This is a genomic window from Paenibacillus sp. OK003 (assembly GCF_900109515.1).
GTDB lineage: Bacteria > Bacillota > Bacilli > Paenibacillales > Paenibacillaceae > Paenibacillus > Paenibacillus marchantiae.
The window spans coordinates 1-22,474 of the sequence record NZ_FOBD01000008.1; the positions used below are offsets into that span (position 1 = coordinate 1).

Sequence of the window (22,474 nt, forward strand, 5' to 3'; positions counted from 1 at the left end):
CTACGCATCGTCGCCTTGGTGAGCCGTTACCCCACCAACTAGCTAATGCGCCGCAGGCCCATCCCCAAGTGACAGATTGCTCCGTCTTTCCAGTTTTCTTCAGGCGAAGAAAACAACTATTCGGTATTAGCTACCGTTTCCGGTAGTTGTCCCAAGCTTGAGGGCAGGTTGCCTACGTGTTACTCACCCGTCCGCCGCTAACCATCAGAGAAGCAAGCTTCTCTTTAAGTTCGCTCGACTTGCATGTATTAGGCATGCCGCCAGCGTTCGTCCTGAGCCAGGATCAAACTCTCCAATAAAGTATTGAAAAGAGCGATAAGCTCATTTTGAAACTGACGAGATTAAAAATCTCATTTATTTTGCTTTGAAATCATACAGTCCGAAGACGTGTACCGATTTCTCAGCGTCGATCTTGCAAGCAAGATCGTTACTCACTCGTTGTTCAGTTTTCAAAGATCAAACTTATTTTCGTTGCCGTCGTCGTTCTCTTCAGCAACTCTTATATCTTATCACGTCCGAACCAACTTTGCAAGCTCTTTTTTTAAGTTTCTTTCGAAGCTTATGTCATTCGCTTGCCGCACCGTGTTTCTCATGTTTTCTTGGCCGGAATTAGAATATACCATGTACAGATTTCGAATGCAAGCTTTATTTTCAATTAATTTATGAGCGGTTCTCTACTTCTATTATACTTTATACGATACTCATCCCGCAGCAGCAACTATCTTTTCAAACTCGGAAGAATAGCGACTCTCTCACATTACACTAGTTTCTATTATATATAGTAGAGTGTCTTTCAAACTGGCTATATCCAGCTGCTATTTAATTCTTGTCTTGCTGTTTTTCAAGTTTGCTATTTTAGTATACACATTAGAGCCTGATGATCTTACCATCAGAGCCGTTTACATCAAAGAAACCAACGTTATGTTGCCTAGCCAACTCATGCATCATTTTATAGGCGTCTTCCGCAACAGACCACGCAAATGCAGCATAAATCATTTCTTTTCCAAGTGAGTATTCTGTTAATCCACATTCATAGAAGGAAATGCCTGAATAGGAATGGATCTCCGACCACTTTCGACCACTTTGTCTGCTCATCATACCATCTCTTAAACGACGCTTTATCAACTGGAGCCTTGGCTGGGTCAAATATCATCAAATCATAACTCATGTATGTTCCTCCTTTATATAGAAGAAAGTCAAAGTTCATGCTACATATATAGAAGAAAGAAAAAAGCGAAAGCCCCGTTAATGTACCAAGGCTTCCGCTTCTTTTCATTTGCACAATAATAAATACATCATAAGTATCTGATCCAATTCATTCAGTCAAACTTTTATTCTCCACCGATAAATACATACCGGCATATAACAATGATAGCTAATATCCACATAAGCCAGTGTATCTTCACTTTGCGATCCGTAACCAGGTTACTGAATACCGCCAGGATTACATAGGAGACAATCCCTGCGGAAATCCCGTTTGCAATTCCTCCAGTGAAAGGCATCAATACGATGGTAAGAAACGCCGGGAAAGCTTGCAGGAAGTCATCCCACTCAATGCTGCGAACCTGATTCATCATCAAGACACCCACGATGATCAACGCCGGAGCTGTTGCAGCGGACGGAACAACCAATGCCAGTGGAGCAATAAACAAAGCCAGGATGAACAGAATACCTGTCGTTACAGAGGTCAGACCTGTACGTCCACCAGCTTCGACGCCAGAGGCACTTTCAACAAAAGCGGTAATTGTACTTGTACCCAGTGCAGCCCCTGCACTTACACCCACTGCATCAACGAGCATTGCTTTACCAATTGTTTTCTCGCCTTTTTTCTTATCCTTCATAATCCCCATTCTTGTTGCTGTACCCACCATTGTTCCGAATGTGTCAAACAGCTCTACAAAGGTGAAGATGAAGATGATTTCAAACAACCCAAGGCTAATGGCACCTTTCAAGTCCAGTTGTCCAACCGCCAGATCACTGAAGTTAGGCAACCAGCTTGCACCAGACAATCCGCTGAGATTCGTAACGCCCATTGGGATACCAATCAACGTTGTGGCAATGATACCGATTAGCAGTGCACCTTTGACGCGCATAACCATCAGTACAGCAATAATGAGCAGTCCAATCAGTGCGAGTAATGCATCATGATGCGTGATAAAATTACCCAAAGACAGATTAAAACTGCTGCCCGGAATCGGTTGGCTCAGATCTGCATCAGGTGCAACATTGACCGTTACAGCGACCAGATTAGCCAGTTTGAAACCTACAATGGTAATAAAGAGACCAATACCCACTGTGATTGCCATTTTTAATGAGTCTGGAACTGCAACGAGCAGCATTTGACGGATTTTGGTCACTGTCAAAATAATAAACACGATACCCGAGATAAATACGGCTCCGAGAGCTGCCTGCCAGGAAATCGCACCGTTGGAACTCAGAACCACGGTCATGAAGTAAGCGTTCAAACCCATACCTGGTGCAAGAGCGATCGGAATGTTAACGAACAATCCCATAATGATGGTCATCAAACCAGCACCTACAGCTGTTGCAAAAAATACTGCATTGTCCGACATACCGGCTCCGGCCGATCCCAAGAACAACGTGTTTACGAAAAGAATGTACGCCATTGTCATAAAGGTAGTAAGACCCGCAACGATCTCCGTTCTAACGTTCGTTCCGTTTTCTTTTAATTTAAAGAAACGATCCATAATTAAATAATTCCCCCTTAGAGATGTTGAAGCCTTTTGAAAAACGACAAATACCCCTGAGATGAATGCATCACCCAGGGTTTTAACTGATGAGGAGTGGCACGGTGCCAATGAGGGAGAACAAAAAAAATTCTAATGTGCGTGATGTCATGCCCGACGCAATCATGTAGAATTCATGTGCTCAGCCTTCTCCTCTTCGTAGCCAGATCATTAGGGTGATCTCGTAGAGACTCCCAGGCCAAATCCCCGGGATTATACGAAGTAATATGCGCTATTTGTGTGTTTCCAATCACTATTTTAGGAGGGTTACCTCTAGTTTGTCAATGAGAAAAACGAATATTATTATCACTCATCATATAAATCGTTCGTATTATTTAACAAAATGAACCAGTTCAGCGGTTTACAACCCAAATTAAACTGAGGTTTCCGGCGAGTTTTTCGTGTATATGTCGATCCTGGCAAAGGGTGTTTCCCTCTTCTGCAAAAAATAAAAAAGCTACCGCAATCAAAGGTGGCACGCACACTTTGATTGCGATAGCTTTATGGGTTACCATTACCGAGAAGGTGGTTATGTGAGAAGAATCATGTATTTGGATATTCAAAAAGCTTAGGTATAGAGAGCAAGCTGCCACGGTCACTAATTCATTTTTTTACATGGTAGGTCCTATGCCATATATGCTAAATCTCTGTCTGCTGCGCGTCATGAGCCTGCTGTTGTTCCTGACCTGTATTATCGGTCGATCCCTCAGACAATTCCTGATTCTGGGCTTGATCGGAAGATGAATCTGCTGCCTCTAAATTCACAAATGAAGATTCCCCCGCACCAAGAGCCAAGTCCTGCATACCCGAGCCGCATCCTGCCAGCATCACCATCAGAAACGCACTTCCAATGCCCATCTTCCATTTGCTCATATTGTCGGTTTTACGCATACATTCAATTCTCCTTTCAGTTGCCATATAGCCGTATTCTGTACTTAGTGTACAAGCCCGACATGAAAATAATATGAAACTAACTTAAAAAAGAAATTAAATATTCAGAGACTCATCGTTATACCACCATCCGCTCTCATCCCACATGCCTGCTGCCATTATCGCCTGCTTCGCCACTTTTTGCTGTTTGGCACTTTTCATATGAACAATCATTCTTTCCAATGATTTATGATGAATCAGGGATTCGATATCTGCGGCGGTAATATGTTTCATTTGCAGAAGAGCGAGCTCTTTCAGGCTTTTGGAAGTCTTTGCCCAATCGTACTCTCCACATTCACATTGTTCAGGAAAACACGCTGTAATTCAGTCAGATTTTTCAGTTCAGGCAATACGGATAGGTCCGATAAACCTTTCACTCTTAGGAGCTTCAATAATTGTAAGGATTCCATTCCCGCAAGGCTATCCAGATTCTCTGCTCCACCAAAACTGAGATGAAGTTCGCGCAAACCCGTTAAATCTTTTAAGTATCCCAATTCCTTTAATGGCATTCCCGAAACATAGAGGGACCGGAGTGAAGACAATGTTCTGATCGTTTCGAGTTCTACATGGTTCATATATTTTAGAACAGACAAGTCGCCAGATTGCGAATGAAAGCCATATATACGAAAAGTAACATCGGGTCTGTTGGCAAACAGCTCCTCATTCAATATCTGCATCAAATCCACACCGGGGATATTGTGCTCGCTGTATTGGACAATCTTTAGCTCAGAATTAGCCGTAAGTGCAGCAACCTCTTCCCGAGTCCACCCGGGGTTGAGTTCGATTCTTTGCATCATTTGCCGTAGTTCCTCCTTACAGAGTGTTATTCTTCATAACTATTGGACGGCCATTGATTATCGTAAACCACAGTATAAATAACGTCTGGTGCAAACACAAAATGAAAAGAAAAAAGAGACCGAAGCTCCTTTGACGGAAACTCCGATCTCTTGTTATTAAATCTGTATAGATAACTTCTATTCCCACTCAATCGTTGCTGGTGGTTTGGAAGTTACGTCATACACGATACGGTTTACGTTATCCACTTCATTAACGATCCGCACGGAAATTTTCTCCAATACGTCCCAAGGAATACGTGCCCAGTCAGCTGTCATACCATCGATGGACGTTACGGCACGGATACCTACAGTGTAGGAATACGTACGCGCATCACCCATAACCCCAACACTCTTCATGTTAGGCAGGGCTGTGAAGTATTGCCAGATCTCGCGGTCAAGACCGGCTTTGGCAATCTCCTCGCGCAGGATGTAGTCCGAATCACGAACGATTTTGAGCTTGTCCTCCGTTACTTCGCCCAGTACACGGATAGCAAGACCCGGACCTGGGAATGGCTGACGCCATACAATTGCTTCTGGCAAACCACACTCTTCGCCGACTTTACGCACTTCGTCTTTGAACAAGGCACTCAGTGGTTCGATCAGCTTGAAGTTCATGTCCTCAGGCAACCCGCCCACATTGTGGTGGGATTTGATGGTTTGAGCTGTCGCTGTGCCACTTTCCACGATATCCGTGTATAGTGTTCCTTGCGCCAGGAATTCAAAATCATCAAACTGCTTGGACTCTTCGTCAAATACGTAAATAAACTCGTTACCGATGATTTTACGTTTTTGTTCCGGATCATCCACGCCTGCCAGTTTGGACAGGAAACGCTCTTGTGCATCAATTTTGACAACTTTCATGTCGAATTTGCCGACGAACGTCTCCATTACGCTCTCCGCTTCGCCTTTGCGCAGCAGACCATGGTCGATAAACATACATGTCAGTTGGTCACCGATGGCTTTGTGAAGCAATGCAGCAACAACAGAAGAATCTACACCGCCGCTAAGTGCGCACAATACTTTACCATCGCCCACTTTTTCACGAATATCCTTGATCGTATCTTCGATAAACGTCTCCATGCTCCAGTTGCCTTCGCAACCACAGATTTCGTACAGGAAGTTTTTGATCATTTCATTACCGCGAACAGAGTGGCGTACTTCTGGATGGAACTGAACAGCATACAATTTGCGCTCATCGTTACTCATTGCTGCGATTGGCGCACTTTCCGTGCCTGCATCCAGTTTGAATCCAGCAGGAAGAGCAACCACATGGTCACCATGACTCATCCATACCGTATGTTCACCTTCGATACCTTGTGCGAGAGCAGCACCTGGTGCAAACTCAATATCCGCTTTACCGTACTCACGCTTCTCAGAACGCTCCACTTTACCATCAAGCTGTTGCGCCATAAGCTGCATGCCGTAACAAATTCCGAAGATTGGCACTCCCAGATCATAAACGGCCGGATCTACGTGTGGTGCATTTTCTGCGTAAACGCTAGATGGTCCGCCCGAGAACACAATTCCTTTTGGTGACATTTCTGCGATTTTCTCCGCCGGTGTGTTATACGGCAAAAGCTCGCTGTATACGCCCAGATCCCGGATTCTTCTGGCGATTAATTGGTTGTATTGGCCCCCAAAGTCAAGGACAACCACTATTTCATTTTGCTTATTCATTACCGAGCCTCCCTCAATTAATGAAACTAATTATACGCAACGACAAAACATACCGTCAAGGAAAGGCGAAACTCCTTTTTTCGACATCTCAAAACATGGCATATTCAACGCCTGAGATTACAATATTTAGTCGAATATTCTTGCCTCCATTCTATATATTTCCGATCGGAAATATAAGAAAATGATTAATGCACTATTTTCATCATAAAAGAGATCTTCCGCATAAAGCTCACGGTGTATGATCGCGGAAAGACGCCTCATTCGCTTTAGGGGCGAGAAAGGCGTCCTATGTTTGGCGCTGCGCTGTACTTCCTGTTACAGCGCCTGCATGCGCCGGGCCAGTTGAAGTGCCCGGCGCAGGAAGTCCAGACTGTCCGCGCGCAGCGGACGGTCCGGCCCGTACAGCAGCCGTTCCCAGTCGGCTGCGAACCGCGCGATGTCCGCGCCGTCCGCGCCTGCGGCCACGGCGGGTGACGCTGCATATTCACGCAGCGTCATTCCCGGCGGCCGCGGGCCGTAGCGGCGCGCGAGCGCGGTCCAGACCGGAGCTGCGGCGCTGAGCAGCCGCTCGCGGTCCGGAAAGCTGCTGCGCGGCCACGCCAGCAGCAGCCTTAGCCGCAGCGCGGGGCGAAGCCGCCGCATGCGGATGGCCCCGGCGGCGCACAGCAACGCCGCTGCCGCAAGGGCTGCCGCGAGCCATGGGTGCGCGGCAATGGCCCGTGCGCGGGCGAGCAGCCATGCGCCCGCGTGAGCCACCCCGCCGTCCGTCTGCGGCGGGGTTACGGCAACGGGCTGCTGCCCGCTGAGCGCAGCGGCATCTTGGCCTTCACCCTGCGTCATGGTGAAGCCCGGCGTAGCCTCAAACGGCATCCAGCCCGCACCTGGAAAATACACTTCTACCCAGGAGTGTGCATCTCCTTGGGTCACAATGTATTGCCCGGAGACGTCCGCATCCGCTTCCCCGGGCCCGAATCCCTTAACCCAGCGTGCCGGAATACCCTCTGCACGCAGCAGCACAATCATAGCTGTTGAGAAATGATTGCAATACCCCTCCCGTGTAACGAATAGAAAATCGTCCACAAAATCCGTTCCGCGCGGTGGCATACGGGTATCCAGTGTATATTCGGCGTGGTCCGCAAGGTACGACTTTACAGCTTGCACGGCATCATAACGGGTCTCACTTCCCTGAATGATTTCCTTGGCAAGCGCCTGCACACGTCCGGGAAGCGTAGTGGGGAGCTGCAGATACGTTCTGCGAATTGCCGCCGGATCTTTCATGTTGGACTTCTTCCCCAGAAGGCGTAATTGCTCAGGTGTTGCTACAGGGATCATGACATCTGCCGTATAACTTTTGACAGTTTGATTGTCATAGGTAGCCGCGAGCCATAATGTGGCGGAATCTTCATTTGATAGCAGTAAACGTTTATTCTTCTGATTATCCCTGTTCTTATCCTGAAACGACAGATTGAGCGGCATTCCACCTGTAAAAAGGGGATTGGGTCCTCTCCACTCTCGCTTCATCGTCACCGTTTGACGAATACGTTGCCAATAGGTCGGGTACTCCCAGCCATCGGCACGCACCAAACCGGATGGACTTGCCGTCTCAAAGCTCTGCACAGGATCACTCCAGGTGCTTCCGTTATAATATGAACGGGTCTCGCCCCGCCAATACGTAGCTTCCGGACTTTTCGCCGTGAAAAAGATCGTGTCTCCCTGCACCAAAGGTGCGCCCATGGGTGCATCCGCTGTACTATATCCTGTGACGGCGGTTGTGGCAGGAATACTTCCGTGCTGTGTGTAGCCTGCCCAGCGGGCCAATCGCTCACCCATCTGCTCAAGGGATATACGTTCCGGTGGAGGAATGGAAGCAAGCTGCCCAGGGATCGCTGAGAAAAGTACCATACCTGCCGACACCGCAAGCGTTACCGTACACCAACGGCCATAAGGGCTTTGTTTAAAGATCGGGGTCGTGACCCCGCTATTAAGGTGAAGCAGCTGTAACATGGCCTGAATGAGTAGAATCCACAGCACAGAACGTATCACCGAAGCATATACATCCAACCCGGCAAAGGATTCAAGCAGCAGTAAATAGACCAATGTTGCACTGCCAAACAGCATCACACTTCGTCGCAGCAGTACAAGCGATTGTACAGAAGCCATCAGCATGCTCCAACCACACATCATGAGCAGACCTCTTGTCTCCACACTAATCGAGTGAACGCGCCAGGTAATCATGAAACTGCCCATATCCTCAGAAAGAGTGGCCGGATATGTAGCTGCCCAACCGACAGGGTCATTACCTCCATACATGCAACATAATGCGGCTAGAGCAATGAAGAGCCTAATCAGTATTCCCGTAATCCAGCCAGTACGAAGCAACCCCGCGAGCAGCAAGGCACCCGTTAATCCTGCCATCACGGACAAGAATCGTTCGCTGCCCTGCTGACCCGTTGACGTAACCGGATATATCCACTCCAGGGACAAGATTAGCAAAATGGCAGAAAGACCGATTCTGTAAAGGAGAGGCTCCGAACTTTGGCCATGACTCTTCAAATCTACTCCAGATGTTCTGGTTTCCGCTTTATATATAGAATGCACAGACTCTAATCCCAAACTGGCGGTATGCCCCCTGTCAGCCACAATGGGATTCGTTTGAGGGTTTCCATTATGCTCCCACATCCGTTACCCCCACCTTTCTCATTAAAGGTAAAGAGCTGTCTGTGATCCAATGGATTTGCACTCCTCGTTGATTGAGCTGTTCCAGTCTTTCATTGCCCATGTCACGAATGGTTTGATCTGTTGCAATGGACTGTGCTGCTTCTGAAACTACAGTGGTATCAGAAGTCACATCACCTTGAGTTCCTCGATTCTGAGCCATATTGCTGCTGAGGGATTCCGCTCGCGATATAGGCGATGGGTCTTCTCCAGCCATGAACTCCGTTAACTGAACCTCTACCCTGTAACCCAACCCCATTGCACACAGTACCCAGTCCACCAAAGCGTCGTCCATTTTACCGGTGAGAACCACAATTCGTGACCCGATCGCCATTCCATCCAACATCTCTGTGCGAAGCGACGGAGGTACAGCTTGAGCCGTGGCAATTCGTGCCTGCGCCAGCTTGTCTAACGCATGGTTTTCAGGAGAATGCAGGAGTTCTTGCTGCCATTTCTCCTGATGAGCAGATCCTGACCCACCGCCTTCCGTCCACAGATGATAAGGAATGTTGTCACGTTCAGCAGTCTGAATCCAACGGGCAGCAGCACGGACCGCACGTTCAAAAGCAGGTATATCCCTCTTCTCTGACTGCCGCACTTCATAACCGGATGCACCTTCATACACCAGTATGCCCAGCGAGACAGAATCGGAGGTTTCAGGCAAAAAAGTCTGAAGCTTACCCGTCTTGGCTGTGCTTTTCCAATGAACGCGCCCAAGGGGGTCTCCTTGCTGATATTCCCGGAACTCAGGACTGCGATTTCCCTGACTGCTTCTTCGCTCAGACAGTGCATCTTCACCCATTGCCGAGTTCTCTCCGTGATCATTCTCTCCCCAGTCCACTGCTTGAGGAACAACAATTAACGGGGTATGATTCACTGTCTCTGCGGAGGCCGTATTCCATCCGAAAACATCACCCCAGTACACTCTGCCTGATTCCCATCTGTATACACCTCTGCGCAAACCCGATAATTCATATTGATACGTAAACTGGCGACGTGTTCCCGGAAATAGTAATTTACGATGTACGCCAGCAGGTGTATTCTCACACAGAATGATCCACAACAGAGGAATCCGGCAGTCGAATGTCAATTCCACTGCAACCCTCGTTCTTTCGCCTGCCACAATCCGATTCGCATGCATTTGCCGCCGAATGTTAATATTGCGCGGACCGAAAGCATGGATAATCAGTGAGCTTGCGAGCATCAAGGCGGCCATAATGGACAGAAATAGCGCGGCTTTGCCGCCATGCCATACATACAAAGAGGCAAACGCCAGGACCAGGACAGCACCCAACATCCGTTGACCGAGCGCAGTCATTGACGGCGTCCCCTTCCCTGTGCCGCCATCTGTACAGGTACAGGAACCGATGACAGAGCTTCCTGAATCAATTGCGCCTGTGCCCATATTTCGGCTCTGTTCGGGGCTTTCAATTGAACGCGATGGGAAAGGACCGGTATAGCCATCTCTTTTACATCATCGGGAATGACATAACTGCGTCCTTGGAGGTAAGCAAACGATTGTGCAGCAGCCATCCAGGCCAATGTTCCGCGCGGGCTGATTCCCAGTCTTACCGATGGGTGACTTCTTGAGGCAACGGCTACAGCAACCAGATACTGTTTGACAACAGGATCCACATGTACATGTTTTACTTCACGCTGCATGGCTACAACTTCTTCAGCAAGCATGACAGGGCGAAGCTCATCAAGCAGTTCTCTGCTTTGCATCCGGGTTAACAGTTCGACTTCCTGCTCCGGATCAGGGTACCCCAGTCCAATCTTCATGAGAAAACGATCCAACTGCGCTTCAGGCAGACGATAGGTGCCCTCAAACTGCAACGGATTCTGCGTCGCCAGTAAAAAGAATGGGCGCGGCAAAGCATAGGTTGTGCCATCCACCGTAATGCGTCGTTCCTCCATCGCTTCCAGAAGTGCCGATTGGGTACGGGGGGAAGCGCGATTGATTTCATCCGCCAGAACAATATTGGACATGACGGGTCCTGGCCGAAACTTGAATTCTCCCGTATGTGGATGATACATCGATGTGCCCGTCACATCTGCCGGCATCACGTCCGACGTGAACTGAATTCGTCCCATGGAGCAATCCAGTGCAGAAGCGACGGCGCGAACCAGCATCGTTTTTCCTGTACCCGGTACATCTTCCAGAAGTACATGACCTCCACTCAGCATTGCAGTTAACACATAACGAATCTCTTGTTTTTTGCCAATGATCACACTTTCAACTCGCTTCATCACTCTATTCAGCAATTCTACGGCATGTTCATGTTCCATTCGGATATAAGACATTTCTCCTGATCTCCTTCCATCCATCGGCATTCCTGAACCATACTAATCTATGATTCAGTGTTGCCCGGAAGTAGAGAGAATAGTCCTGCACGAACGACTTTATTCAAATCAATTTATCCAAATACATGCTGTTCGCTGCTGCCAGAGGAATGCTGGCTTTAACCACCCATTCCTTTTCATTCGACTTTAATGAATCAACGGTTACTCCCATATGCTCGATCAATTCACGCAGCGGAACCCAGATCGTTCCTCCCTGGCTCTGCACGACTCCCTCTGTCGTCCTGTCATTCATCTGGTCTGCACGTTTCGTTGTCAGTTCTCCACTGATGCTGTCTGCATGGATGGTTCGGTCTTTCCATATGGCTGTAGCTGTCCGGGTCTCTGCATTCCAGCGAGCGCTGCCACCGAACTTTTTCATAAAGGTCCGCAAAGGCACCATGATCCGCTGATCTTCCACGCGAAACTCCCCTTGCTTCAATGTGGCTGCTGCCAAGCCAATTTCCACCTTCAGTTCCTTGCCAGCCAACCACAGGTTGCTGTTCTCCTGTACATTTTCTGCGACCCATTCCTTACCCGGGGCTTTGCGAGACTTGGTTTTACCATTGGACTCAATTCGGAATTGAACAGGCTCATCCGAGGCCTTCATCGTGTCAAAACGAAAACCCTGATCGCGGTAATACTTGATAATGCCAGATAGTGCTTTTACCGTCTCGGCATGAGCGCCTCCATCATGCATCAGTACAATGACCGAACTTGCCCCGGCAGGCGCCTTGGTCGCATTGCGTAAGATTTCTTTGGCCGGAACACCCTTCCGTTTGGAATCACCACTATCTACGTTCCAGTCCATGACGGTGTACCCGCCCAATTTCAGCAGATCAAAATAACTCTGGTCAAAATGTCCGTAGGTACCGCCCGGTGCCCGGACCAGATTCGGCCGAAATCCGGTAATTCGCTCGACTATTGCTTCTGTCTGTTTGATCTGCTTCCAGAACACTTTGAAATCACTGTACAGCTGTTCATAATTATGATTAAACGTATGATTGCCCAAAGCATGTCCATCTTCCACAACCGCACGGATCATCTCAGGATAACGTTCTGCCTGCTCACCAAGCACAAAAAATGTAGCCAAAACCTGCTCCTTGCGCAAAATATCCAATACTTCACGGGTATGCTTACCCGGTCCATCGTCAAAACTCAAATAGACTACCTTGTTTTGGAGATTCTCATTTTTGGAGGCCGGCGCATTAGAGCCCGATATAGAAGATGCGTGAGTTGTGCCTGCATATGCAGCAAATACACACAGCAGTATCACAATGCGAAGGATAAGCACAGACCATTTTCCAGATAAAAATGTATGTATTGGTGTTACCATGTACGAATCAACCTCCAACGTCTCTAGTGAATTTGCTGATAGACTTCAGCAGATTTGTTAGAATTATATGGAGGAAGCGCTGAAAAAAGACGCGATTTTGTTTTATAATTTTTCACAATTTGGGATGGCTCGTGATTGATTCTTCGCTTCGGATTAGGTAGCATAATGGACAGGTAGGATCGTGAACAAAACGCCTTGGAGAGTACGTATCTCCTCCCACCCTGTCTGCAGGAGAGTGAAGTCTATTGGAATTGCTTGAGAAGGTCCAGCATCTGTTTGGATCCTACGGATACAGCGTTTTGTTTTTTGGCTTATTGCTGGAATTCATCGCCCTTCCCTTCCCGGGAGAAACGACGATGGCCTATGCAGGGTTTCTGTCCTACAAGGGACATCTGGACTTCGGAATACTGGCCATCCTTGCTTTTCTGGGAACAACGATCGGCATGACGATTACTTATTTTATAGGGGCCAAAGCAGGTCTGCCGTTCATTACACGATATGGCAAATGGTTTCTGATGAAACAGGACAAGCTGGATAAAACGCAAAAGTGGTTTGCCAAGTACGGCAATGCCCTGATTTTCATCGGTTATTTCATTCCGGGAGTGAGACATTTCACCGGATATTTCGCGGGTATAGCCGCTGTTCCCTTTCGCAAATTCGCTCTCTATGCCTATTCAGGCGCACTGTTCTGGGTCATGCTGTTCCTGGGCATCGGTAAAATATTTGGACCTCAATGGAACGCAGTGTTCCAGCTTGCTCATCAATATGCACCTTATATCGTGGCGGGTATTGGACTACTGTTAATTGCAGCCGTCCTGTACCGATATCGAAAAGCGTGGGCAGCCCGATCGTTACGCAAGCCTGCCGCGATTCGGCAAAGACAAAAATAAACGATAATTACTCACATATCATAGTAAGGAGCTGCATATTGTGGCTCCTTTTTTTCATGTTCTTTTGCTGGTACGTCTAATCCTAAAAGCCTCACGCGCCCTTAGCCATCCATAGGTTGTAAGCAAAACAGCAATACCCGCAAAACCCAAACCACCTGCGAAACCAAGTTTCCGTGGTTCCACTACTTCCAATAACAAACCCGCGCCAAACATGGACAACCCCAGCATGCTGCTACTACAAGCCGTTACCAAACCATAGATGAGCCCTCGATATTTCTCAGGTGTTTCACGCATTAGAAGTGTATCCAGACAAGCATTTCCTACCCCTGACATAAGGGCCAACAGAATATAGATCAGCACTGCGATCACTGGCAGAGTCGCCATACTAAGCAGCATAAGCAATCCCCCTTCCACGAGCAGACATATTACTATTCCTGGAAGCAGCCAATGCTGAAAATAACGAGAGCACCAGTTGCTTAATACCAGTCCCGTCCCAAGCGCCGCATAGAACAGACCTACACCCCAATCCCCAAGGGCAAACACTTCAATTGCATATACGCTGATCAATACATTGTCGATCCCGTTGATGACTGGTACCCATAACTCGAACAGGATGATGATCTGTAATGCTACAGAGGATCGAACCAGCCTCCATATTACCGAAGGAACATAAACTGCACCATTAGCGCGAGTAAACACTGAAGGATTACCAGAAGCTGAAACGGCTGAGCTCTCCACATTTTCAAGCGATCTCCCATTTGATTCAGTACCTACTCCCGATGGAAACGAGACTTTTCGAATCAAAACAGCAGCCATCAGAAAACACAGTGCATTGGTAATAAACGCAGCCTGCGGCCCCATCAATGATGAGGTGATCCCTCCAAGAAAGGCACCTACGATCAGCACCGTACCGTTCATGACCTGTTCAAGTCCGTTAATTTGGAGCAAATGTTCCGGCTGAACAAGCACTGGTATGCCTGATTTGCGGACCGGCGCATAGAGAGCCTCAGCGCAGGCTAGTAAAGTACTCGCTGTATATAGAATCCACAAATCATCTGCACTGTTTATGAGTAAATAGCTCAGAGCAAGAGGCACCCTGATCAGATTGGTAAGCAGCATAATCTTTCGCCGTGAGAAGCGCATGGTTAACATACCACCTGCCGGGGCAAGCAACAGGAATGGTAGTACACGAAGACCAAGGGCTAGTCCTACGGCAACCCCTGATCCTGTTGTGCTGAGAATTAACGAAAGCATGGCTACCTGGCAAAAACGGTCACCTATGCCGTTCACTAATCCCGCGACAAAGAACTTGCGGTACTCCGATTCTTTTTGTAGCAGAATCAGAATGGAAGAACTAAACAACATGACAAATCCTCTTCTCTAATATTAGATATAAATCTAATTAGATAATATTCTAATATAAAAGGAATGACAATGATCTTTTTTTTATTTTGTGGGATATTCAATAACACTTTTGTGATAATCCTGATTCATCCAGGTCATACTAATTTGCAAATATAGGGTGTATAAGGGGTGAAGGAATGAGTACAGCATCGCAGAGCAGTCAGGATCAGAGAATATCTCCGAATCTTAAGGAAAATATAGATTACTGCAACAAAGTGATGGGGAATAGCAAAGACTTGATGGTTCGTCCACTGCAATGTCTGCACAAATGGCCTTCTGTCATGTTGTACATCGATGGAATGGTGGATGTACAGATCATCAATCATTCCATCCTGGAATCCTTGTTACAAACCCGAGAGATACCTGAATTTTCGGAAGATAATGAACATCTGATCTACCTCCAGAATGACGTGCTGACGGCCAGCAATGTGATATTAATCAATGAGATGAAAGACGTTCTTGATGCCCTTCTGGCGGGCTTTGCCGTAGTGCTCCTAGAAGGTTCCAATCAGGGCCTGAAAATTGCAGCAGCAGGATGGGAAGATCGTGCTGTCGGTGAACCGATCTCCCAGACGGTTGTTCGAGGACCCATGGAAGGCTTTAATGAAAATTTGCGTACAAATACAGGGTTAATCCGCAAACGAATTCGAGACCCTCATCTCTGGATTGAGGAAAGGGAGATTGGCCGAGTCACGAACACCAGGATAGCCGTGGTATACCTGGAGCATATTGTCGATCAAGAGGTTGTCAAAGAACTGCGGCGCAGGCTTGATGAGATTGACATTGACGCTATTCTGGAAAGCGGATATATCGAGGAGCTCGTACAGGACAAAACAGGTACGATCTTCCCTACGGTGTATAACAGTGAGCGACCAGACACCGTATGCGCTGCACTGCTAGAGGGTAGGGTTGCGATCATTGTAGACGGCACGCCTTTCGTACTGCTTGTCCCAGCCTTGTTTGTCCATTTCTTTCAGTCTCCCGAGGATTACTACCAACGAGCCGATATTAGCTCATTGATTCGAATGATTCGTTATCTGGCTTTCTTTATCGCGCTGCTCGCTCCATCCTTCTATATTGCCATTACTACCTTTCACCAGGAGATGCTGCCTACCAACCTGCTTATCAGTTTGGCAGCACAGCGTGAAGGTGTTCCATTCCCGGCATTCATTGAAGCCATCTTAATGGAGCTGACCTATGAAATTTTGCGGGAAGCCGGCATCCGGATTCCAAAGACCGTCGGTCAGGCCGTCTCCATCGTAGGTACCCTTGTTATTGGTCAGGCTGCAGTAGATGCAGGCGTTGTATCGGCTGCCATGGTTATTATCGTATCCATTACAGCGATATCCAGTTATGTTATTCCGGAAAATGGACTCTCCATTTCTGTACGTATTCTGCGATTTGTTTTGATGATTCTGGCTGCTGCCTTCGGTTTCTACGGGATTCTGATGGTTCTACTGATTACGGTCACCCATCTATGCAGTTTAAGATCTTTTGGTGTGTCTTACATGTCCCCGTTCGCACCTTACATCGGGAAGGATCTCAAAGATACCATTTTCCGCTTGCCTTGGACCCGGATGAAAACTCGTCCGCTCTCTACTGGAACTGCGAACGAAACCAGACAGGCGAACAAAAAAACGAAGCGATAATCGGTAAGGAGAACGCGTATGAACAAATGGATCCAATTAATACTATCTTTTGCCGTTCTGCTCCCTCTCCTTACCGGATGCTGGGATCGCCAGGAACTCAATGAACTCGGCATTATGCTGGGACTGGGTGTGGACAAGGATGGCGACATGATCAAGGTGAGTGCCCAGGTTGTTGTTCCCAATGAAGTATCTTCCAAGTCAGGGGGAGGTAAAGGGACGCCTGTGACTCAATATCAGGCTTCTGCCCCGACACTGTTTGAAGCTATTCAGAAGCTGACAGAGTCAAGCCCCCGGCGCATTTTCATGGCGCATATCCGGGTGATGGTCATTGGCGAGGAGTATGCCCGCAAAGTGGGCATTTATGATATCACAGAAGCATTAATGCGCGAACCTACGGTTCGTCCTGACTATTACGTCATGGTTGCACGAAATACAACGGCGTCCAAAGTACTTGACGTGTTAACACCTCTCGAGAACATACCTGCCGAGAAGATGTTTAATTCACTGGATGTCTCCACCAAAACGTGGTCACCTACAACAACCGTAACCGGAGATCAATTAATGGAGTATATTTTGGCTCCAGGAATACAGCCTGTAATTACCGGTGTGGAGGTTGTTGGTCAATCTGAGAAAAGTGGAAGTCAAGCTAACATTGGGACGATTAAGGCTCCTGCCAGTCTCAACTCAACCGGATTGTCCGTATTCAAGGGAGACAAGCTGGTTGGCTGGCTAACGGAGGATGAATCCAAAGGATATAACTATATTCGAAACAATGTGGTATCCACCATTGGTCATCTTCCTTGCCGAAAAGGAGGTTACGTGACATTTAAAACACTTCGTACTACGACAAAAAGAAAAGCAAAAGTTGTTGCAGGGCGCCCTGTAATCAACATCGACATCAAAAATGTAGGATCCATAGGGGCCGTGGAATGTGGAGTCAAAATCGGCTCAATGAAAGTACTCAAGGAACTGGAACGGGACAGTGAAGAACGGCTTGTAGATCTGATGCAAGAATCCATCAAGTCGGTACAGCGCAAGTTTCACGTCGATATTTTTGGATTCGGGCAAGAGGTCTATCACGCCGATCCTAAGTTCTTTAAAAAGGTGGAGAAGGATTGGGATCGTTATTTGGAAAATATAGATGTCCATTACGATATCAATGTACAAATCAAACGTGTAGGGACGCTGGATGATTCGTTCAAAGATCAAATTAGGGAGTGAGACAGGTGTTACTTACACTTAGTGTCATTGTGACCGCAGGGCTCATTGGGTGGTTCGATCTGCCTGGGCTCATACGTCGCAAGGAATGGAAAGAAACCGCTGTTTACAGTGTCTTGCTGATCCTGGCTACTTTTCTAGGTGTATTTGCGGCAAACCTGTGGGAGATCCCCAGTCCACTTTATCTCATCATATGGATCTATGAACCTGTAAATCAATTTCTGGCACACTTGACTGGAACTTAGGATAAAGAAGGAGGGGACATTATGCTTGAGCAGGGTCGCATCGGAACAAGACAATTGTCCACTCTCATTTTCATGATGGTGGTCGGGGATATGATGCTCATCTATCCCTCGGTCATCACTTCCTATGCCAAACAGGATGCCTGGATATGTGCTCTTATCGGGGTGCCATTGGGAATGGCACTTACGCTCATGTTTTTAAAGCTGTGCAGTCTATATCCCGAGGAAAATCTGGTACAGATTTCACGAAGCATTCTGGGATTTTGGCCAGGCAGTCTTGTATCCTTATTTTATCTTTTCTTTTTTGTGATAGGTGCCTCAACGCACACCCGAGAGGTCGGAGATTTCCTCACCTCCCAAATCTTTCAGTACACCCCGATTCGCGTCATCATTCTGATGTTTGTCATTACGGTTGGCTGGGGGTTATACCATGGACTCGAAACGATGGGGAGAAGCAGTGAATTGCTGATGCCTATCCTGATCGTGTTTATTCTCGTGCTTGCATTCTGTCTGCTCCCTCAGGTTGATCCCAGCAATTTGAAGCCTGCAACAGATACCGGCGTCGTTCCCATCCTACAGGGTATTCTCATCAGTATCATATATCCGGTAGGTGAACTGGTGCCCATTATGATGATTGTTCCCTATACGCTAAAACAAGCTCACCGAACTCGGGATGTGCTTGTTGCGGCAGGACTTGGCAACTTGTTGCTGGCTGTATTGGTTACGATCTCGCTGCTTGTTCTGGGTGCTTTCCTAACACAGCACAACATCTATGCTTCCTTTATTTTATCTCAGAAGATTAGCATCGGTGGTTTCTTTGAGCGTATTGAGGCCATTATGGCTTCTTCCTGGCTCATCTCCACGTATGTTAAAGCGATGGTGTATATGTACGCATTTATTGTGGGATGTGCCGAGCTATTTAAGCTCAAGCAGTATCGGATACTCATCCTGCCTGCAACATTTCTTATATTTGGCCTTGCCAATCTGGTCTCGCCCAATTTGACCTTCATCGTCATTACGGTCGTTCCCTATTGGGTAGATTGGGATACCACATTGAGCATTATATTGCCAGGGCTGTTACTGTTAGTGCACATGTTCAAAAAGCGCTGGAAAAACAAGCCTTCGGGATAAGGGAATGGCTGAAGTCAACTAAGTCGGAAGGAGTATGGAACCCATGCCCATCAAAGAAAAAATAACCATTCGGCAATTTGCCCTGCTTACCTTTCTTGTCATGGTTGGGGATATGATTCTGATCTATCCTTCGTTGGTCACAACCTTGGGTAAACAGGATGCATGGATATGCTCTTTCCTCAGCCAGCCTATCGGACTATTTATCATTTGGATTTTGTACAAACTGCACCAAACCTTCCCTGAGCTATCTTTAATCGAAATTTGCAAGAAATTGCTTGGTCCATGGATTGGATCGGTCTTGTCTGCTGGTTATCTGTTCTATTTCGCAATAGGCGCTGCCATCTGTATCCGTGAGGTTGGAGACTTCATGACGACTCAAATCTACCTCCAGACCCCCATCCGCGTCATTTTGATTATGCTCATGTGTTCCCTGATCTGGGGTTTAATGAAAGGCTTGCAGACCATGGGAGCAACCAGTGAACTATTAACCCCTATTGTTGTTGTCTTTATGGCTCTCCTGTTCGTGGGGTTGCTGCCTAAATTAGACGCCTCACATTTGCAACCATTCTTGAGCATTGGCTGGGTCCATCTAGTTGAAACCGTCATTCGCGGATCATTTACCTCCTTCGGAGAGCTGCTCGTGCTTACCATGATTCTTCCTTATGTAATGCGAGGGCCGCACCTTAAACGAGACCTGTTGCTTGCAACTTTATGCGGAGGTTTGCTTCTATGTGTGCTTCTATTGATTTCCCTTATGGTTGTGGGGCCTTTCCTAACCCAACATAATATTTTCATTTCCTATACCCTGTCTCAAAAAATTAATATCGGCAACTTTTTTGAGCGTATTGAAGCCTTCATGGCTACTGCCTGGTTAATTGCGACCTATTTCAAAAGCTTGCTGTATATGTTCGCTTTTGTTATCGGACTAGCTCAGTTGTTTCGGATGAAAACATACAAACCACTCATTCTTCCTTCATCCTTGCTCATGTTTGCACTGTCTATCCTGATTTCCCCCAATGTCATTTTTTATATTGAAACCATCATGCCTGTATGGGTGGATTGGGACATTACTTGCAGTTTTATTATCCCTCTGTTGCTCTTACTTGTTCATCGCATCCGCTTTCGCAAGAATAAGAAAATTCAGACCCATCCGGAACGCTTACCCACATAAAAAGGCTGTGCTTCACGGTAATATCCGCGAACACAGCCTTTATTGTTAAGTAAACATTTTTCGTGTGGTATAGGGAACAGACACGTTTACCTTCCTAAAGTTGCTGTAAAGCCTCCAACGCTGCCTCAATATGTCCTTTCACTCGCACCTTCAACCACGACTTCAGCAGAATACCCTCTTCGTCAATGAGAAACGTGGAGCGTACCATGCCCATGTATTCCTTGCCATACATCTTTTTGAGCTGCCATACGCCGTATTGCTCGGCAACCTGATGTTCTTCGTCGGATAACAGGATGAATGGCAAGCCGTATTTCGCAATGAATTTGTCATGCTGCTTCATCGGATCAGTACTAATTCCCAGAATAACAGTATTTAACCCCTTGAACTCCTCATGACGATCACGGAAATCACATGCCTGCTGTGTGCAAGAAGAGGTCATATCCTTCGGGTAAAAATATATGAGCACCCGCTGTCCGCGATAATCGGAGAGCTTCACCGTCTCTCCCGTACTGGATGGAAGTTCAAAGTCTGGTGCCAGCTTGCCTTCGGTTAATGTCATCTCATTTCCTCCTTTGTCTCCTCTATACTTTCAATGGGCTTCTCTTATGATCCTGCTCCGCGATACTTCTTCACGCCATAATTCCATAGCAGAAGACCGATGGAGCCAAACACCAATCCCACTACAGGTGTCAGCATCGCCATACGATGCATCTCGGATCGTTCCAGGAACAGGGCTGCCGGATAAATGCCTACAAAAGCAAACGGAATCACCCACGTTAACAGGACCTGAATGGCACGGTTATAGATGGTTACCGGATAACGTCCATATCCCTGAATGTTGTACATTAATGGCAGGATACCTGTAGGCGCGTCCGAATAAAATGATAACGACGTCAAGGTGATATAGATTCCTGCATAGATTAGCACTGAACTAATAGTAAGAATAATCAGGGCCGGAATATGCCACCACTCCAGCACAAGTCCCATCTCCGCACCGCTGATGACCATAATGATCAGACCGATAAACGAACCAACGAGTGCAGGCGGGTCCACATTTTCAAGTAAAATCTGGAACAGGTTATGCGCAGGTCGTGTTAATATGCGATCCATCTCGCCTTTGACAATATACCGTTCACTGAACCCCCACAGATTGATAAAGCAACTGAAGATGCCGTAAGGCACCATAAAATATCCATAAACAAAAAGGACTTCACTCTCACTCCAGCCGCCCAAATTATCCGTATGTCGGAAAACCACAAAGATAAAGATCAGATTGGTTGCCTGGAACAGCAAATCCGAAAGGATTTCAACCCAAAAATCGGCGCGGTACGTGAGACGTGTTTTCATGTAATTTTTTAAATATTCCCAGATCAGACCCATATAGTACACTCTGTTATCCTCCTTGCACGAACAGACGCTTGCGCGCCTGACGCCAGATCAGCATCATCGGAATGAGCAGTATGACAAACCAGAACACCTGAATGCCGAGTACGCTCCAGATGCCTGTGCCTTCCACTCTGCCGGTGAAAACCGAGCCAGGCAGATACGTAATGGCCTGAAAAGGCAATACCTTCATCACTGCGGACATCCAGCCGGGATAGAGGCTGATTGGAATGATCAGACCGGAGAACAGATCAACCACGACGCGTTTCATGCGCATCATGCCTTCATTGTTTTCCACAAAGAATGCCGCCAATCCCGTAATGACATTAATCTGGGAGTTAATGAGGAAACTGAAGAACAGCATGACCAGAAAGCCAATCCACGCAGACGGCGCCGTGGGCAGTTCAACCGGGAACAACAGAATGGCAATGAGCATGCCAGGAATCATGAGCAGCAGGAAACGGAAAATACCTTCGCCCAGACCCTGCATCATTTTGACCATGACATAGTTGATCGGTCTTATGAATTGAATGGCAATGGAGCCATCCCGAATGTCCGCGGCTATTTCCCGGTCCAGGTTGTTAAAATAAAATGCACGCGCCATCCACGATACGGCCACATATGTCGTCATCTGAGCTGCCGTAAAACCGCCCAGTTCACCACTACTGCCGTAAATGGCTTGCCACGTAAAGTAATACACGCCGATATTCAGCGTATATATCAAAATGCCGGAATAATAATTCACCCGGTATGCAAGCATCGTCAGGAACCGGATGCGCATAAAATCAAAAAAAGCACTATTCAT

20 protein-coding genes, 1 rRNA gene and 1 riboswitch are annotated in these 22,474 nt (G+C 47.2%); of the genes, 6 read left to right on the plus strand and 15 right to left on the minus strand.

All coding sequences use genetic code 11. The annotated features are described in order from the left end of the window. The 11 genes from BMW94_RS13590 to BMW94_RS13635 form a co-directional block, all read right to left on the minus strand. Positions 1–299: ribosomal RNA gene (locus BMW94_RS13590) — 16S ribosomal RNA — on the minus strand; the annotation flags it as partial. 568 nt (positions 300–867) lie between these two features. Continuing rightward, positions 868–1,098: a hypothetical protein gene (locus tag BMW94_RS13595; protein ID WP_217648185.1), complete on the minus strand. Its 231-nt coding sequence runs from the start codon at positions 1,096–1,098 to the stop codon at positions 868–870. 233 nt (positions 1,099–1,331) lie between these two features. Then, positions 1,332–2,708: an NCS2 family permease gene (locus BMW94_RS13600; protein ID WP_064642315.1), complete on the minus strand. Its 1,377-nt coding sequence runs from the start codon at positions 2,706–2,708 to the stop codon at positions 1,332–1,334. A gap of 179 nt (positions 2,709–2,887) precedes the next feature. After that, positions 2,888–2,988, minus strand: a riboswitch (purine riboswitch). A gap of 398 nt (positions 2,989–3,386) precedes the next feature. Further along, complete coding sequence (locus BMW94_RS13605; RefSeq protein WP_090999109.1) at positions 3,387–3,638, minus strand: hypothetical protein; 252 nt, start codon at positions 3,636–3,638, stop codon at positions 3,387–3,389. A gap of 96 nt (positions 3,639–3,734) precedes the next feature. Next, positions 3,735–3,911 carry a hypothetical protein gene (locus tag BMW94_RS30495; RefSeq protein WP_175480686.1) on the minus strand — a complete coding sequence of 59 codons (177 nt, stop codon included), beginning with the start codon at positions 3,909–3,911 and terminating at the stop codon, positions 3,735–3,737. A 20-nt stretch (positions 3,912–3,931) separates the two neighbouring features. After that, positions 3,932–4,474 (minus strand): leucine-rich repeat domain-containing protein, encoded by a 543-nt coding sequence (locus BMW94_RS13610; RefSeq protein ID WP_090999111.1) that lies wholly within the window; start codon positions 4,472–4,474, stop codon positions 3,932–3,934. 177 nt (positions 4,475–4,651) lie between these two features. Beyond that, entirely contained in the window at positions 4,652–6,190 is a 1,539-nt protein-coding gene (gene guaA, locus BMW94_RS13615; protein WP_090999113.1) for a glutamine-hydrolyzing GMP synthase, read from the minus strand. 315 nt (positions 6,191–6,505) lie between these two features. Continuing rightward, positions 6,506–8,869, minus strand: a complete 2,364-nt coding sequence (locus tag BMW94_RS13620) for a transglutaminase TgpA family protein (RefSeq protein WP_090999115.1) — start codon at positions 8,867–8,869, stop codon at positions 6,506–6,508. Next, positions 8,856–10,223, minus strand: a complete 1,368-nt coding sequence (locus BMW94_RS13625; RefSeq protein WP_175480687.1) for a DUF58 domain-containing protein — start codon at positions 10,221–10,223, stop codon at positions 8,856–8,858. Before BMW94_RS13625 ends, BMW94_RS13620 begins: the two co-directional genes overlap by 14 nt. Continuing rightward, positions 10,220–11,209 carry an AAA family ATPase gene (locus tag BMW94_RS13630; RefSeq protein ID WP_090999119.1) on the minus strand — a complete coding sequence of 330 codons (990 nt, stop codon included), beginning with the start codon at positions 11,207–11,209 and terminating at the stop codon, positions 10,220–10,222. The genes BMW94_RS13625 and BMW94_RS13630 overlap by 4 nt, the downstream gene beginning before the upstream one ends. A 103-nt stretch (positions 11,210–11,312) precedes the next feature. Continuing rightward, positions 11,313–12,581: a polysaccharide deacetylase family protein gene (locus BMW94_RS13635; RefSeq protein WP_090999121.1), complete on the minus strand. Its 1,269-nt coding sequence runs from the start codon at positions 12,579–12,581 to the stop codon at positions 11,313–11,315. A 245-nt stretch (positions 12,582–12,826) separates the two neighbouring features. Between BMW94_RS13635 and BMW94_RS13640 the strand changes: the two genes are divergently transcribed. Further along, positions 12,827–13,471: a DedA family protein gene (locus tag BMW94_RS13640; RefSeq protein ID WP_090999123.1), complete on the plus strand. Its 645-nt coding sequence runs from the start codon at positions 12,827–12,829 to the stop codon at positions 13,469–13,471. A 54-nt stretch (positions 13,472–13,525) separates the two neighbouring features. Here the strand turns inward: BMW94_RS13640 and BMW94_RS13645 are convergent, their stop codons facing one another. Then, positions 13,526–14,836 carry an MFS transporter gene (locus tag BMW94_RS13645; RefSeq protein WP_090999125.1) on the minus strand — a complete coding sequence of 437 codons (1,311 nt, stop codon included), beginning with the start codon at positions 14,834–14,836 and terminating at the stop codon, positions 13,526–13,528. Positions 14,837–15,012: 176 nt separating this feature from the next. Between BMW94_RS13645 and BMW94_RS13650 the strand changes: the two genes are divergently transcribed. Genes BMW94_RS13650 through BMW94_RS13670 form a run of 5 tightly spaced genes read left to right on the plus strand, consistent with a single transcriptional unit; the run spans position 15,013 to position 20,286 of the window. After that, positions 15,013–16,524, plus strand: a complete 1,512-nt coding sequence (locus tag BMW94_RS13650) for a spore germination protein (protein WP_090999127.1) — start codon at positions 15,013–15,015, stop codon at positions 16,522–16,524. Positions 16,525–16,542: 18 nt separating this feature from the next. After that, the gene (locus BMW94_RS13655; protein ID WP_090999129.1) at positions 16,543–17,745 is read left to right on the plus strand and encodes a Ger(x)C family spore germination protein; all 1,203 of its coding nucleotides are present in this window, start codon (positions 16,543–16,545) and stop codon (positions 17,743–17,745) included. A gap of 5 nt (positions 17,746–17,750) precedes the next feature. Further along, positions 17,751–17,987: a hypothetical protein gene (locus tag BMW94_RS13660; protein WP_090999132.1), complete on the plus strand. Its 237-nt coding sequence runs from the start codon at positions 17,751–17,753 to the stop codon at positions 17,985–17,987. A gap of 21 nt (positions 17,988–18,008) precedes the next feature. Next, a complete protein-coding gene (locus BMW94_RS13665; RefSeq protein WP_090999134.1) occupies positions 18,009–19,115 on the plus strand; it encodes a GerAB/ArcD/ProY family transporter in 1,107 nt (368 codons plus the stop codon). A gap of 43 nt (positions 19,116–19,158) precedes the next feature. Further along, positions 19,159–20,286, plus strand: a complete 1,128-nt coding sequence (locus tag BMW94_RS13670; protein ID WP_090999136.1) for a GerAB/ArcD/ProY family transporter — start codon at positions 19,159–19,161, stop codon at positions 20,284–20,286. 94 nt (positions 20,287–20,380) lie between these two features. On the opposite strand, the gene bcp is transcribed toward BMW94_RS13670, so the two are convergent. From bcp to BMW94_RS13685, 3 genes are read right to left on the minus strand one after another with little or no spacing between them, the layout of a single operon-like run. After that, complete coding sequence (bcp, locus tag BMW94_RS13675; protein WP_090999138.1) at positions 20,381–20,845, minus strand: thioredoxin-dependent thiol peroxidase; 465 nt, start codon at positions 20,843–20,845, stop codon at positions 20,381–20,383. A gap of 44 nt (positions 20,846–20,889) precedes the next feature. Continuing rightward, the gene (locus BMW94_RS13680; RefSeq protein WP_175480706.1) at positions 20,890–21,666 is read right to left on the minus strand and encodes an ABC transporter permease; all 777 of its coding nucleotides are present in this window, start codon (positions 21,664–21,666) and stop codon (positions 20,890–20,892) included. Between the two features lie 13 nt (positions 21,667–21,679). Then, positions 21,680–22,474 carry an ABC transporter permease gene (locus tag BMW94_RS13685; RefSeq protein ID WP_053779604.1) on the minus strand — a complete coding sequence of 265 codons (795 nt, stop codon included), beginning with the start codon at positions 22,472–22,474 and terminating at the stop codon, positions 21,680–21,682.